This window comes from Rhizobium sp. R693 (assembly GCF_002211315.1).
Classification (GTDB): Bacteria; Pseudomonadota; Alphaproteobacteria; order Rhizobiales; family Rhizobiaceae; genus Rhizobium.
Window position 1 is genome coordinate 16,949 of sequence record NZ_LOKY01000026.1, and the last position, 13,906, is coordinate 30,854.

The 13,906-nt window shown below is 58.8% G+C and carries 12 protein-coding genes and 3 pseudogenes; 6 read left to right on the forward strand and 9 right to left on the reverse strand.

Going from position 1 to position 13,906, the window contains the following annotated elements:
• Positions 1 to 8: 8 nt before the first annotated feature.
• Both ATY79_RS20095 and ATY79_RS20100 read right to left on the reverse strand, forming a co-directional pair.
• Positions 9 to 506, reverse strand: a complete 498-nt coding sequence (locus ATY79_RS20095) for a GNAT family N-acetyltransferase (protein WP_088704695.1) — start codon at positions 504 to 506, stop codon at positions 9 to 11.
• A complete protein-coding gene (locus tag ATY79_RS20100) occupies positions 503 to 799 on the reverse strand; it encodes a DUF1778 domain-containing protein (RefSeq protein WP_088704696.1) in 297 nt (98 codons plus the stop codon). Before ATY79_RS20100 ends, ATY79_RS20095 begins: the two co-directional genes overlap by 4 nt.
• 267 nt (positions 800 to 1,066) lie before the next feature.
• Between ATY79_RS20100 and ATY79_RS20105 the strand changes: the two are divergent.
• Positions 1,067 to 1,377 (forward strand): annotated as a pseudogene (locus tag ATY79_RS20105) (DNA-binding transcriptional regulator).
• Between the two features lie 357 nt (positions 1,378 to 1,734).
• Here ATY79_RS20105 and ATY79_RS20110 read toward each other — a convergent pair.
• Positions 1,735 to 2,664: an AraC family transcriptional regulator gene (locus tag ATY79_RS20110; RefSeq protein WP_088704697.1), complete on the reverse strand. Its 930-nt coding sequence runs from the start codon at positions 2,662 to 2,664 to the stop codon at positions 1,735 to 1,737.
• A 119-nt stretch (positions 2,665 to 2,783) separates the two neighbouring features.
• Between ATY79_RS20110 and ATY79_RS20115 the strand changes: the two genes are divergently transcribed.
• Entirely contained in the window at positions 2,784 to 3,680 is an 897-nt protein-coding gene (locus ATY79_RS20115) for an SDR family oxidoreductase (protein ID WP_088704698.1), read from the forward strand.
• Positions 3,681 to 4,197: 517 nt separating this feature from the next.
• Positions 4,198 to 4,422, forward strand: a pseudogene (locus tag ATY79_RS31650) (nucleotidyl transferase AbiEii/AbiGii toxin family protein); the annotation flags it as partial.
• A gap of 50 nt (positions 4,423 to 4,472) precedes the next feature.
• On the opposite strand, the gene ATY79_RS20125 reads toward ATY79_RS31650, so the two are convergent.
• The gene (locus tag ATY79_RS20125) at positions 4,473 to 5,909 is read right to left on the reverse strand and encodes a DUF1254 domain-containing protein (RefSeq protein WP_088704699.1); all 1,437 of its coding nucleotides are present in this window, start codon (positions 5,907 to 5,909) and stop codon (positions 4,473 to 4,475) included.
• Between the two features lie 363 nt (positions 5,910 to 6,272).
• Entirely contained in the window at positions 6,273 to 7,394 is a 1,122-nt protein-coding gene (locus ATY79_RS20130; RefSeq protein ID WP_088704700.1) for an AI-2E family transporter, read from the reverse strand.
• Between the two features lie 663 nt (positions 7,395 to 8,057).
• On the opposite strand from ATY79_RS20130, the gene ligD reads away from it, so the two are divergent.
• Entirely contained in the window at positions 8,058 to 9,101 is a 1,044-nt protein-coding gene (ligD, locus tag ATY79_RS20140; protein ID WP_088704705.1) for a non-homologous end-joining DNA ligase, read from the forward strand.
• Between the two features lie 296 nt (positions 9,102 to 9,397).
• Positions 9,398 to 9,649 carry a hypothetical protein gene (locus ATY79_RS20145; protein WP_245312408.1) on the forward strand — a complete coding sequence of 84 codons (252 nt, stop codon included), beginning with the start codon at positions 9,398 to 9,400 and terminating at the stop codon, positions 9,647 to 9,649.
• A gap of 197 nt (positions 9,650 to 9,846) precedes the next feature.
• On the opposite strand, the gene ATY79_RS30605 is transcribed toward ATY79_RS20145, so the two are convergent.
• The 4 genes and pseudogenes from ATY79_RS30605 to ATY79_RS32005 all read right to left on the reverse strand — a co-directional run bounded on the left by ATY79_RS30605 (position 9,847) and on the right by ATY79_RS32005 (position 13,396).
• Positions 9,847 to 10,299, reverse strand: coding sequence for a hypothetical protein (locus ATY79_RS30605; protein WP_189638047.1), 453 nt, complete (start codon positions 10,297 to 10,299; stop codon positions 9,847 to 9,849).
• A 793-nt stretch (positions 10,300 to 11,092) separates the two neighbouring features.
• Positions 11,093 to 11,212: pseudogene (locus ATY79_RS32000) on the reverse strand (XRE family transcriptional regulator); the annotation flags it as partial.
• 160 nt (positions 11,213 to 11,372) lie between these two features.
• On the reverse strand, positions 11,373 to 13,112 hold the full coding sequence (locus ATY79_RS20160) for an adenylate/guanylate cyclase domain-containing protein (RefSeq protein ID WP_088704702.1): 1,740 nt from the start codon (positions 13,110 to 13,112) through the stop codon (positions 11,373 to 11,375).
• A 128-nt stretch (positions 13,113 to 13,240) separates the two neighbouring features.
• Complete coding sequence (locus ATY79_RS32005) at positions 13,241 to 13,396, reverse strand: OST-HTH/LOTUS domain-containing protein (RefSeq protein ID WP_348627573.1); 156 nt, start codon at positions 13,394 to 13,396, stop codon at positions 13,241 to 13,243.
• Positions 13,397 to 13,614: 218 nt separating this feature from the next.
• On the opposite strand from ATY79_RS32005, the gene ATY79_RS20165 reads away from it, so the two are divergent.
• Positions 13,615 to 13,906: LysE family translocator (locus ATY79_RS20165; protein WP_141105744.1), on the forward strand; the 292-nt coding region annotated here is incomplete at its 3' end.

Consider the following 13,906-nt stretch of genomic DNA (forward strand, 5'->3'; position numbering starts at 1 on the left):
AGTTCCGCTTAGGGGTTCAGCGCATTGTTGAGGTCGTGCAATCCGACCATCAGCATCATGGGGTCGGACGGAGAAGACAGGAAGCCGACAGCCTCATAGAAGGCTCGTGCGTCATCTGAAATCGCATGAACCAGCACGCCTCGGATGCCTAGTACTTCAGCGGCATTGAGCAGGCGCAGGCCCGCGTCGCGCACTAATGCCCTGCCGATACCACGCCCCTGGTAGGATTGATCAATGGCGAGGCGACCAAGCACAGCGACCGGGATTGGATCAGGCATATTACGCCGAAAACGGCCCGGTGCTTCCGGCTGTTTTACCGCGCCGGAGGCGAGCGCGTAATAGGCGATAACGCGGCTTCCCTCGCACACGACGAAGGTCCGCGATGCCCCACCTGCTTGATTGGAACGGGCGCGGCGACGCAGCCAGTCGTCCAGTTCAGGGACGCCGGAATTGAATTCGGCCAGCTCATGATGATCGGCTAGGGGTGCCGGTGCGCTGAGGGTCACGCCTCATCCCACGGCGCTTTAGTCGACATGGTACGTGTTAGACGCTCATTGAGCTGCGCAGGCGCATCGAGCCGGGCAAGGTATTCGGCATAGATTTCGGGGCTTACCGTGAAGATAGTGCGGTCGAGCAGCACCTCCTCGGCACGGCGCTCGGACGCCTCCAACATGAAATCTGTGCGCGTCTTACCGAGCAACTCAGCGGCGCGATCGATCAAGTTGCGGGTCGCAGGCTTGATGCGCATATTCAGCGGTACGCTTGCGTCCGGGCTTTTGCCCGTGTGTGAGGTCGGCATGGGAAACTCCTATTTGCCCGTTTCATGTAGCGTAACGACATCATCTTTACAAGAACCGTAAAGATATTGTCATTACGCATTTCGCGCGGTCCTATTTCGCCGCATTTAGCTCATCTGCAGTTGAAGGGATCCGAACCAACGACCCTGTTGACAGAGTTCTTTATCTCAAGTGCTCCCGGGAGGAATGACCATATGGGGCCGGCAGAATTGCGCACTGTAGCTAGACGGGAAAGCTTCCAACGCTGTCAACGAAATGGGAGATTTGTAATGACGACTAAGCTCAAGTTCAAAAGCGATGCCTTTGAGGCAATCCATAGCGCCGTCGAAGATATGCATGCGGCGGGCACCATCGACAAGGACACCATGAAGACCTTCGATGAGACTTGCCTGTCCATCCCGCAACGCCGGTGATAAGGCGTTGCGCGAGAACAATCACGTACGCCAGCCAGTACTTGCGCGCCGCCTGCACACCAGCAAATCCACGGTGCAATGTAGAAACAGGTGCAAAGCGACCAAGTCGCCCAGCACTGAAGCTGCTTTCAATCGTCCAGATGCATGGTCTCGAAATACTGTCTTGAATACAACGGCGGGACGACCAGCGCGCGCGGTGACAGTGGATGCATTATCCGATCCTAAACGCGCAAAGCGGGAATATCGAATGAACAAGCCCTTGTTGATCGATTGCGCTTCTCGCTCCAGTAGCGGTCATCGTCTGGCCGAGGAGGAATGACCACTGCGGCTTGCCGACGACTAACATAGGCAGCCATTCACACGGATTAGGCACGAGCTGGTTTCCGCCCCATTGCGGACGTTCGATGTTCGCATATCAAATTGCGGTTCCAAGCCAAAGCGGGCGTGATGTCGCTCAACCGCAATCCTGCGGGGACGGTTTGCGGGAGGGAAGGAATGCCGCGCCAAAGCTTTCACTGGGAAGGTCAAAACCCGACGTCGCCTATCCGCTCGGAATCGCGAACATAGCTGCGGAATGAACGCCCCATGACGCGCCGGAAAGCCGTACTGAAGGCTGCTTCCGAGTTGTATCCAGCTTCCTGCGCCAGATTTGCCAGCGGCTGCGGTTGGCGTTGATGCCGCGCAACGGCCGAGAACATCCGCCATCGGGTCAGATAGCCCATCGGCGTCTCGCCCACGGTTTCGCGGAACCGCTGCGCGAAGCCGGAGCGTGACAGGCCCGCCTCACCGGCGAGGCGCTCCAGCGTCCACTTCCGCGCGGGCGCGGCGTGAATCGCCGTCAGCGCGGCGCTGATATGTCGATCGGCAAGCGCATAGAGCCAACCCTGGCTCTCTGGCGTCTGTTCCAGATGCGCCCGCAACGCCTGCACCAGCATCATATGCGCCAGATGTTCGGCGATAAGCGACGCACCCGGACGGGCGGCTGACAACTCGTCCATCATTTGGCCGACCGAGAGGCGCAACGCGGTACGATCGGCCTCGCCATGAAGATGAATGATCGGCGGCAGGCCAGCTAAAAGCATGCCGGCCTCGATGCCCTGCACTGCGAAGCGGCTGCCAATCAGAAAAACTTCGCCGCCGCCGTTCAATGTCACCACCCCGCCGATCCGGCCTGGCGGGAAGATTTTGGCCGCATCACTGGATGGCAGCGATAGATCACTCGACAATTGAAAGTCGCGCCCGGTTGGAAGCACAAAAGCCTCGCCGGCTTCAAGGCGGACCGGCTTTTCGACGCCGCTGACGGACAGCCAGCAGGTTCCAGAGACCACCGCATAGCATTTGAGAAAGCCCCGCTGATCGCGAAAGGCGACCGACCATGGGCCCGCTGCGTCGAAGCCGGCAGAGACATAGCTCTGCGGGCGCAGCACCGAGAGAATATCCGACAGTGGGTCCATGCCTTCCTCGATTTTGGACGATGGCCAATGTTTTATATACGTTTGCGCATTGTTAGTACAACACGTTTGATTGATATTTGCGGCATGGCCAATTTGCCGCCCAACCGTAGGAGCATAAAATGCGTGTTTTTGTCACCGGTGCGACCGGCTTTGTCGGCACGGCCGTCGTCGAGGAATTGCTTGCGGCCGGACACGAGGTTCTCGGCCTCGCCCGCTCGGAGAGATCGGCGGCAGCGCTGATCGCGGCGGGGGCGAAGGTCCATCGCGGTGATCTTGGTGATTTGGAGAGCCTTCGCACCGGGGCGGCTGCTACGGACGCAACGATCCACCTGGGTTTCAACCACGACTTTTCGAGATTCGTCGAGAGCTGTCACGAGGACGCCCAGGTGATCGAAACTTTGGGCGCGGCGCTGACCGGGCGTGACGGGCTGTTGCTGGTCACCTCGGGCACGGCGATACTGCCGGGCGGCACGGTCTCAACCGAAGCGACCCCGGCCCCGATGAGCGAGGGAGCCCACCCCCGCACGGCAAGCGAACATGCCGCCGCGCGGGTTGCCGAACGAGGAGCGAAGGTGGCGGTGGTCCGCCTTTCGCCTTCGGTCCACGGGGCGGGTGATCAAGGCTTTGTTTCTTTCGTCGCCACATTTGCGCGCCAGCATGGTCGCTCAGCCTATGTTGGCAAGGGACTGAACCGCTGGTGCGCCGTGCATCGACGCGATGCGGCGCGGCTTTTCCGTCTTGCCTTGGAAAAGGGCGAAGGTGGAGCGTGTTATCACGCAGTCAGTGAGTCGGCCGTGCCATTCCGCGATATTGCCGCCGCGTTGGGGCGTAGCCTCGATCTCCCCGTCGAGGGTCTGCCGCCAGACGCCGCAGGTGCCCATTTCGACTGGTTCACGGCGCTGGCCTCCTCCGACACTCCAGCGTCGAGCGACTGGACCCGTACCACCCTCGGCTGGCATCCGACCGAGCCAGGTCTGCTCGCGGACATTGAGAGCGGCCTTTATTCCGGCACCTGATTCCGAACCACGGTCCGGACGATGGGGACCAGCGCTGCAACGGGCCCAGCAGCGCATGGCTCAGTCTGTCTTCCATGAGAACGGCCGGAGCGCGTCGCGCTGTCAGTCCGGCCGAGAGATCGGTCAGCCGGTGTCACGAGGCGGACACCGCATTGGATGCAACAGCGAGCATGATGCCGCAGCAGCCTAGCCGTGCCGCGGGATTTGATCGCCACGGCACGGCCTCTCGCCAAGGTCAGCCTATAGCGTCCACGCCAATCCGACCTGAAACGCGGCGTCAGCACCACCTACTACGCGCTGTTCGTGCGCTCGCCCGTGATAGTGCGCAGTGTGCCATTCGACGGCCGACGACGCCTACGCGCCCGGCATCACATGAGCATTTCGATCAGAGAGTTGAAGGCAGCTCCCGCAGTTGGTGAGGCCTACCGACGCCGATGTATTTCAGCCGTGTGCCGGCTTTTCCCGCTGCTTGTCTCAATCATTGGACGGGATGGACCAAGCCAACTCAAAATTCACGTTGTTGGATAGATGGAGCTTCGGCGGCGGAACGGCCCTGATGCTCCAGATCGAACATCGCGAGAGCTTTGACGTCGACATTTTCGTCGACGATCCCCAGATCCTTCCATACCTGAACCCTCAGACGCAAGGATATGAGCTGGAAATCAACGCCGATGGCTACATGTCGGACGGTACACCCGCGCTCAAAATCGTTTTCGACAACATCGGCGAGATCGATTTCATCGTTGCTTCGCAGATCGTTAAAGTACCCTCCGCCAAACCGCGAGTCGACTATCATGCCTTCTTTGCCGGTGGTATCGCCCACGATCCATCAAGTATCGAAGGCGATTTGTCGTCGGGCCAGTAAAGCCTCATCATCAGGATGAACTTGCCCTTCGGTGCTGGTAGCCAGTTGGACTCCTTGTCGACGCCTGGCGACTTGTTCTGGATGTAGATGTCGACCGATCCATCGGCATTGGACTTCAGGTCCTGTCGTGCGCTGATGGAGTAGCGGTTGATCGGATTGTCGACGAAGAAGTACTTTTCGTTGTACATCGTTATCGACCAAAAGCCCTTTACCGGCGGCGTCTGCCCCTTTGGAAAGGTTAGGACATAGTCCTCGGACCCCGCATAGGCACGAGAAAATACCCCGTCCTTGGACTTCGTCGACGTCGGATAGATGGCATCCTCGGGTCGGTTTGCCCCAAGGCCGATAGCCGTAATCAGTGCCCGTTGCAGATAGTTTGTACCATAAATGCCCGTCTTGGTGGTATAGCCCCAGCCGTCTACGTCCGCGATATCGCCATCGCTGAACTTGAAGTGAAGCATGATGCGGTCGAAGGCGATCTCGGGGATGCGCTTGACGAAACGGGCGTCCAGTTTGCTTTTGTCGAAATCCTTCCCGGGGACGATTCCGATTTCAGCCATCTTTTCGACCATCGGTGCGTCCTCCGCGGTCGGCGGGTTCGTCTTCATGAGTTCGCTAAGCAAGGTGAAGTACTCGACGGCGTCCATGCGGTTCACCTGTTCGCGTACGGCCGTCTTCATGTCGATCTTGGGGTCGACCTTGCCGACCGGTGGCTTCCAGTCCTTGCCATAACTGCTCAAGGGCACCAGCTTGCATTGGTCTTGCAGCTCATGAACGGCCTTGTAGTCATCGGGCGTTCCGGTGCAGTAGATACGACCGAGAATCCAAACGATGCTGGTCGGGGATTTGTACTCCGTGACGCCGTCCGGAAGCTTGCCTTCCCACCCTGGTCCGGTGATCGCATATGTCTGCGGGTCGCCGCCGGTCGTCCGTTTTCCGGGAACCTGGAATACTGTTGTCCAGCCGTCGAGCATCGGGAACAGGTAGTATCGATCCTTCATTTCCGGGATTGAGAAAACCCATGGCTCTTTGCCGACATCGATGAAGGCGGTTGTGTAAAGCGTGTCTGCATTCGGTGCAGTAACGTCGGTAAACGACGCGTCCGGATATTCTCGAAGCTTGATGATCTGTCCCATCGGGCCCTTTGTGCCCGCAACCTTGGCGACGTTGGTGATGACGCGGCGGGTCATCTCCATGGTGACCAGCGGGTAGCCGTAGATGTAGGCCTCGACCGCCAGCCAGAAATCACTTTTTCCCTCGAAGGGATCGCGGAGTGGATCGTCTAAGGCGTGTACCGGTGAGAGTGAACTGGCGGCAAGCAGACCAAGGGTGCCGATCGACGCGGTGCGACGTGTGACTTTCATATTCCCCTCCACAGAAAATGGCTTCTCCAGGACCTGAACCATCCCTTTGCCGATGTCAGGCTATGTCAGTGATGTTGTTAGCGTGTACTAATATAGCATGGTATCAAGTAGCAAGTACAACAAAAGGTTAGTTTCGAGCGGGCGGATCAACTTCGACGTCAGGCGTCATCGCGCCGGATATTTCCCGGCCTGTATCCCGACGGCTCCGATCATGAAATCCTACCGATGGGGCTGTGCCCTTCCCGCTCGTCCTTCCGGCGGAAAGGTACGTTCGTCTCATCGATCTCGAACATTCCGTGGCCAGGGAAATACTGTGTTGCCGATAAGTGGCTTTAGCGATCTCCGTGCTTTCACGGAACCCGATCAGCTAGGCCGAGCAGGCAGGCTGATAACGGGCCTATCCAGGCCTGCCACCGTCGAGTGAGGCTCGGCCTCCAGCGAAGCCAGAACAGGCTGTTCCTTGTAGCGTCCATACCGCGCCGCGCCGCGATAAAGCGAGCTGCCGGTCAGTAAGGCCGGAATGGCGATAAATCCTCCGGCCGGGCCCCAGAGCCAGATCCAGAAGGCGAACGAGACGAAAACAAGGAAAGGGTTCAGACGGGTCGCAGCGCCAAGCGCCTGCGAGGTAACGACCTGGGATTCAATCATATGTAAAAGAAGATATACAATGGCCGGCAGCAGGATTGGAACGAGTCCATGGAAACTGGAGAGTCCGGCAAAGACGAGCATCAGCGTCATGATCGCCGGCCCGAGAAACGGAATGAAATTCAGGATGACCGCGAGAAGGCCCCATTCATAAGCATTGGACAGGCCAACCACAGCCATCGCTGCCCAGATAACCAGTCCGAGCGCGAAATTGATGGCGGCAATGGTGATTAAATATTTTGAGATCGAAGTTTCGACATCATCGAGAAAGCGCATCAGCATAGCTTTTACCGGCCTCTCGATAGGCAGCCCCCGGATGCCGTGCCAAAGCTTTGCGGCATTGGCGATAAAGAAGAATACGCTGACGACGAAAAGCAGATATTCCTTGACGATGACCGGGCCGAGCATCAGCGCCGACTGTACACCGTTGTCGTTTTGAACCTGAACGCTCGAGACGTGGCGGTCGTGGAAAAGGCCGGAAAACTGCCGTTGCGCTTCCTGGATTGAACCCAAGGTGCCCTTCCAGGAAGCAAGTTCGAGACGGAAGCTCCTCCACATCTGCGGGCCACGGTCGATGAAATCGCTCACCGGCAGTGCCAGCCCGATGACGAAAATGAAAGTCACCAGGAAGACCAGCATCACGACGACGAGACCGGCCAGCATTTTCGGCGCGCCGAGCCTTTCGATCCGGCGGGACAGTGGCAGAAACATCGTCCCGACGACGATGCCGAGCGCAATGGGGGCGAAGAGTTGTTGGCCGACGCGCGCCACCGAGAAGAAGGCGACGATCGCAAGAAAGATCAGCGACAGCCGGGCACCGGCCGCCATCGTGTTCTGCATATCCGGTCTCCGGCAATATTTCTCAAGAGGATACGACGAATGGTGAACTGAATACAGGCCGGCCGGGCTTGAGCCCCAGAAATATCGTGGCTGCCGAGGTCGCGCAACAACCCGCCTGTTTGTCCAGCCTCGGGAGTGCCGGGGTCATCTTGCTCCATGCACAATGCAGGCGCCAAAGCTTGCCAAGTGCGCCGCCGTCCTTGCCCTGCAAGAGGACAAAAAACCTTACCTGGTCACGCCCATCTGACCAATGTAGGCATGGCTCTGCATGCTTTGGCTCGAGAAGGCATAAGCGAGCTTCCCAAGGCTCCAGTCGCCGTCTCAGGTTTCTGTTCGGCTGGAGAACCGGACGTACAAGGTGAATGGGGTGCCATTCCGCAAGACGGACTACAGTCATGAGGAGACCGAAATCTGGATGCGCGCTGCCTGCGAGGAAGCCCAACACTTGGCCCGGCCACTGCGGAACGACGGCCTTGTGATCACATCGCGGGAACCCTACAATTCTACCGTTGTCAGCAAAACTGGCGAACCACTTCCTGAGCCCATGGTGCTTTAGGAGATTTCAAGCCGGGTCGCGGCAATCGCGGTCGACCATTTCAACGATCAATCGCACAACCGAAAGAGGGAATGGATTCAACCCGGCTTATCTGGCGTAATGGGTCCATGGCAAAATCCCCGCGTTCTCGGCCGTTGGTCGCATCCGAGGAACCAGTTCGCAGCAGGTCTCGGAAGCCTCGCGATCCTTCGCAACCGCGCCTTCCCCTCGATCCGATGCCCTTACGCGTCGATCCCTGTCTTGCGCTCAGCAGACAAAGGCCCCCGAAGGGCGACGAATGGACGTTCGAGGTCAAGTGGGACGGCTACAGAATCTGTGTCCATCTCGAGAACGGCAGGGTGCGGATTCTGACCCGCGGCGGCCACGACTGGACACACCGGTTTCCGGCCATCGAGGATAGCGTTAAGCGACTTGGTGTTGGTACGGCAATCCTCGACGGTGAAGCAGTCGTTCTCGACGAACTCGGCCGGCCGGACTTTGGCAGACTGCAGCAGTCGCTCGGAGGCAGGCTTGGAAAGAAGTCATCGGACGTCGCAATCATGATGGCGTTCGACCTTCTCTATTTCGATGGCCGCGACATTCGCAGCCTGGAATTGTCGGCGCGGCGCTATTTCCTCGAATCCCTGCTGCGCGATGAAGACGGTGCAGTTCGTTTGTCGGAAGAGATCGACGGCGACGGCAACCAAATCTTCGAAGCTGCGTGCGAGCATGGACTAGAGGGTATCGTTGCCAAGAACCGGGACAGCACCTACGCGTCCGGCCGCACCGGCGACTGGATCAAGGTTAAGACCACACAGAGCGACAGCTTCATTATCGTCGGGTATGAGCAATCCCGCGTCGCGCGCGCCGGCATCGGCAGCCTCGTCCTTGCCGCCCGCAGGGGAAACGATATCGTCTACGTCGGATCGGTCGGAACAGGCTTCAATGAACAGAACGCCGAGCAGCTCCGCAGAATGCTCGATCGACTGAAACGAAAGCGTGCATCCGTCGACTATTCGGGTCGAGGAAAGAATCTCGTGTGGGTGCAGCCCACGCTGATCGCTGAAATTGAGTATCGTGCCTGGACACACGACGGGAAGCTGCGGGCCGCCTCGTACAAGGGGTTACGCGATGTTCAGGACAATGCGGCGATCTACGAGATCGCAATCTAGCAGCGGATCGGCCTAGGGGTCGTCGTTTATTGGGCGCGACCATCGGGCGGAGTTGGGGGTCACATTCAACTCGCGATACTGGACACACGCTTTCATATCCCTTCGGCGCGGAGGCGCAGATCAGCGGGCTATGCGTATCGAATTGAACATGTGGTGCTCGTAGGGACGAGCAGGGAGATGACAGCCCTTGCTTGCGCAGGTAACTCGGAGTTCACCATCTCTCCAAAGTATGTATGAAGCAATGCGCCGAGCCAGTTGATTTCAAAGGGATTTCAGGCTGATGTGGAGCTTCCACTATGGCTTCAGTCATGCAGCGCTACGAGATACAAGCACTTGAGAACGGAATGTGGTCGGTCATGGATCGCCAGACCGGCAGGCCAGTCGCTGACCGGGAAGGTTCGGGAGCAAGAACGAGGCTGGAGGCCCAGGCCTTGGCTGATTTCCGCAACGGCATGTTGGTTCCTCCCGCAAAGGAGAAGATTTCCTCGCGGCTCGGGAAGCTCCGTGGCGCTTGGGCACGCCTGACAGCGAAGCGGCAGACGCGATAGACCTGCGTCCCTATAGCCGGTCGGCTGGACCAAAGTCCGATTGCCGCGAAGTGAGCTGAGCCTAATTGTCCCCTTGTCCCTCTGTTGGAAGGACAAGGGAGGCCACATCGGGTGGGGTTCGAAATGATCCGGTGGCCTCCCAACATGGTGCATAGTGCCCCGGTTGAAATCTGAGCCGGCCCGCATTCATCAGGTTGTCATCCAGACCCCAAGCCCACGACAATCACAGAAATGTTGTCGTCTCCGCCAGCCTCCAAAGCGGCCTGCAACAAAGCATTGGCAGCCGCTTGCACGTCCATTTCCTTTGAAAGAACGCGATGAATGACGGCGTCCGGAAGCATGTCCGAAAGCCCGTCGCTGCAGAGGAGCAGCGTTTCCCCATCTCCAAGCGGCTCTTGAGTGCTAACGTGAGGAAAGATGCGACTCGGTGTAAGACGACCGCCCAGCGCCTGCGTTATCTGATGACTGCGCCATGCCTGGCCGAACTGTTCGGGCACGTCATCGACTGTGACTTTGATCAGCTTCCCGTGACCAGCACGGTATTCGCGGGCAAAGTCGCTGGTCGGAAACCCATCGCAGAAGACATGGCAAAGCAGGACCGCAAGCGCGCCCCAGCCTCTCAGGCCATCAAGAAAATGCTGCCGCTCCAATAGCCGACCCTTGCGTGTCTGCCTGATTGCTCTGCCTCAGAGACAGCCGGAACACAACCCTCAACATCCTCACAATCTAGGACACGCTTTGGAGCGCGCCGCAGTCTTAGCCCTGAAAAGCAGGAAGCTCGCCGGGGCGGGCGAGCTTCCTAACGCGCTTACAAGAGAAACTGACCGCATCGGGTCGGCTGTATAAAAGCACAACCTCGCATTGCTGGCACTTCCTCCATTAGGCGTAAATCGCCTACCCTTTGGTGAAAAAATGAAACTCATCCCCGACGTCCGCCGGGTGCTTTCGCGCGCCTGGTCGCTGCGGCTGATCGAGCTCGCGGCGCCACTCTTACAGTGCCCGCGAGTTTAGTGGCTGATTTCAGACGTCTGTCCCGTACCGTCGGCGACACAGCTGCAGGAAGACACAGATGAGCGAGGTTTGGACATTTGGTGGACGTGCTGATCGGACTGGGCGCGCTTGCTTCGGCGTGTAAGAGGCGCCCCAATTCAACACGCCTGATTTTCAGTACCAACCACGGCATTCGGTTAATCCCGCATGCAGCCATGGCTTCCGGCCGACGAACGCGCTGTCGTGCGACTACTGACGGCGCTGGGCTACTCTGCAGGGCGGTCAAGACTTGGAATAAGGGGCGGCCACGTGATCTCGTGACAGCGGCGTGACGTCAATCTGCCACCCGACCCCATTCTCAAGTTAATGGCAGTCGCGCCCGGTCGCAGCGTCTACATGATCTTGTCGCAGAGCGCAAAGGCGGAGTTCAACGGCGTTGCCCTTGCTTTTCAATCAACCACCTGCGCCCGGAGGGGCATCGTTCGTCAGATGCTCTTTGTACTGAACCGTCTCATTGGTGTTCACATCGATCGACGCGCCGGTCGGCTGAGTGAGACGAACGCCAGGACCGCCTGATCCGGAGTAGTTGCCGTCGAGGAAGGCGCGCCGGAGAGCGTCCATCGTCGACTGCTTTGCGTGAGAACCGTTCTCGATCCTGTTGACAATATTAGCTGTCACGCCAGACTTCGCTGCGAGATCGCGAACTCCCCACCCCAGCGCAGCGTGCGCCATTCTACCGCAATCCAGCCATGCGATAGCCTTCGACGAGGCGCTGGACCGTCTCCATGTCGCGAGCGGGTTGTGCAGCTGCCCAGTGGGCAATCGTGAAATGCGGTGTCTTCGCCATGAAAAGAGCCGCCTCACGGGTTGCCTCGTCTTTACGCCCAAGCTGGGCAAGGCTTGCAGCCAGTATTCGACGCGAGGCGCTGCGGTAGGTAGCCTCCATACGCAATGTCTTGACGGCCTCCTCGTATCGACCGGCTACGTAACAGGCCAGTCCAAGTTCCCAGTAATACCAGCCTGGAGGACGCGGGTTCAGCCGGAGTGCCCGCATGATGGTGTCTATCGCTTCCAATGGCTGGCCAGCATACACTGCGAGTTCCGACCACATGACGAGAGCGTCCGTGTTGTTCGGCTCAAGTTTGAAGGCCACCTCAAACTCAGTGTCGGATGCTGGCCATGACTTTTCGTAAGCGAGCAAGTACCCGAGGACCCAACGCGCCGCGGCATCGCTCCCATCCAATTGCACCGCCCGGCGGGCTAGCTCCAACGCCCGAGACCGGTTCTCGTCTGAGGGTTCGATGCTGTGAGCCCATAGCTGCCAGTGCACGAAAGCCAGCCAGCGGAATGCCTCCGCATACTCGGGTTCGATCAGGATCGCTCGCTCCAGCAGCATCCGGGCTTCTCGGATGGCCTCCGGGAAGCTTGTGAAGGATGTGATCAAGCTGCGTCCTCGGACGCAGATGTCGTAGGCCTCCAGGCTCTTCGGACGTTTTCGTGGCGGCAACTCCACCAATTGTCCAACGAGCGCCTCGACGATCTTACCGATGACCTCGTCCTGAACGCTGAAGATGTCTTCGCGACTTCGGTCGAAGCGCTCCGCCCAGAGGTGACCACCGCCGACCGCGTCGATGAGTTGGACGTTGATGCGCATTCGGCCTGCTGCCCGCCGGGCGCTGCCTTCAAGGATGTAGCGGACGCCTAAGTCGCGTGCGATCACGCGGACGTCGATTGATTTTCCCTTGTAGGCGAAGGTCGAATGGCGGGCGATGACGAACAAGCCGGCATTTCTCGAAAGGTCAGTAATCAGGTCTTCCGTCAACCCGTCCGCAAACGCGTCCTGTTCGGCTTCGCCACTCATGTTGGTGAACGGCAACACGGCGATGGAGGGCTTGGCAGGCAGTGGCAGCGTGGCTGGCTCTTCGTGATAAACCTTGGCGCAGGTTTCAAAGAGCGCGCGATAGACATGAACCGGCTCAGCGATGTTCTTCAATGACTTCGGTCCAAGATCGTCAAAACCGAGCGCAAGCTTGCGATTGACTTGATCTCGAATACCCGCCGCCACATAGATGGCTCCCGGCTCGGCGAGGCTTTGGAGCCGAGCGGCGATGTTGACGCCGTCGCCATAGAGATCACTGCCGTCTATGACGACATCGCCGAGATTGATCCCGATGCGCAACACGATGCGTCGCGCCTCCGGCAGGGCAGCGTTTGCATCCGCCATCTTCCGCTGCAACTCGATCGCTGCTGACAGGGCGTTGACCGCACTTGCGAACTCCAGGAGAACCCCGTCTCCCATCACTTTGACGACACGGCCGCCATGCGCCCGCACGACAGGTTGGAGAATGGTCGCTCGGCGCTCCTTCAGCGTCGCAAGCGTCGTAACCTCGTCCCCCTCCATCAAACGCGAATAACCAACGACGTCCGCGACGACGATTGCAGCAAGACGGCGCTTGACGCGTTCTTCGGCCATTTGGGCAATTACCCGAGGAAGTGGCAACGCACTTATGATATTTGCGCCTTGGGTAGAAGTCCATTGAACCGCTTCCGATTTGGGCAAACAATCGCCGTTCAGCTAGGGGGTCGCGGACCGCGGCAATCCTAGCGCTTCTTAAGCCACACCCTGACCACCTTCGGGTGCTCTCCCATGCGCTCGACTTCAAGGATGCCCGAGACCTTTGCGAGATCGGACAGTCGCGCAAATCCGTAGTTACTGGCATCGAAGTTAGGGGATTGCTTGACCAGGTGGTCACCGATCGGTGGGGGTCTCTTGTTTTATCTCAATCATCCTTCGGAATGTCGCCAGCCTCAACGGCAGAATTTCCTTGAGCATTCTTCGCATTCTCCGGGATCAAACTTCTAACGAGCCAGTCGTAAGAAACGGCCTGTCGCAAATGGCCCCGCATCCGCCCTTCCACATCAGAGAAAACCGCGTATCCTGAAAGCCCGTAAGCGATCATAACTTCGGGGGTTCCATGGATATTTCAACCTTACTCGCCTTCGCAGCGGCCTTCTTTGTATTCGCCGCCAGCCCTGGCCCGGACAACATGACCATCGTGGCCCGTACGATCTCGCACGGCGCGACCTCGGGCATGGCTTATGGGGCGGGAACGGTCGTCGGCATCCTGATCTTCTTGAGCCTGGCAGCTTTCGGCCTGTCGATCATCGCCGCCGAAATGGGGATCGTGATGACGATCCTGCGCTATGCCGGCGCGGCTTATCTGATCTGGATGGGTATCAAGCTTTGGACGGCCGAGCCTGTCGTGC

Coding starts and splice junctions, on each gene's coding strand:
- ATY79_RS20110 (WP_088704697.1), bottom strand. CDS start 2,664: ATGGACCCACTGTCGGATATTCTCTCGGTGCTGCGCCCGCAGAGCTAT.
- ATY79_RS20100 (WP_088704696.1), bottom strand. CDS start 799: ATGCCGACCTCACACACGGGCAAAAGCCCGGACGCAAGCGTACCGCTG.
- ATY79_RS20160 (WP_088704702.1), bottom strand. CDS start 13,112: ATGGCCGAAGAACGCGTCAAGCGCCGTCTTGCTGCAATCGTCGTCGCG.
- ATY79_RS20130 (WP_088704700.1), bottom strand. CDS start 7,394: ATGCAGAACACGATGGCGGCCGGTGCCCGGCTGTCGCTGATCTTTCTT.
- ATY79_RS20115 (WP_088704698.1), top strand. CDS start 2,784: ATGCGTGTTTTTGTCACCGGTGCGACCGGCTTTGTCGGCACGGCCGTC.
- ATY79_RS20125 (WP_088704699.1), bottom strand. CDS start 5,909: ATGAAAGTCACACGTCGCACCGCGTCGATCGGCACCCTTGGTCTGCTT.
- ligD (WP_088704705.1), top strand. CDS start 8,058: ATGGCAAAATCCCCGCGTTCTCGGCCGTTGGTCGCATCCGAGGAACCA.
- ATY79_RS20145 (WP_245312408.1), top strand. CDS start 9,398: ATGGCTTCAGTCATGCAGCGCTACGAGATACAAGCACTTGAGAACGGA.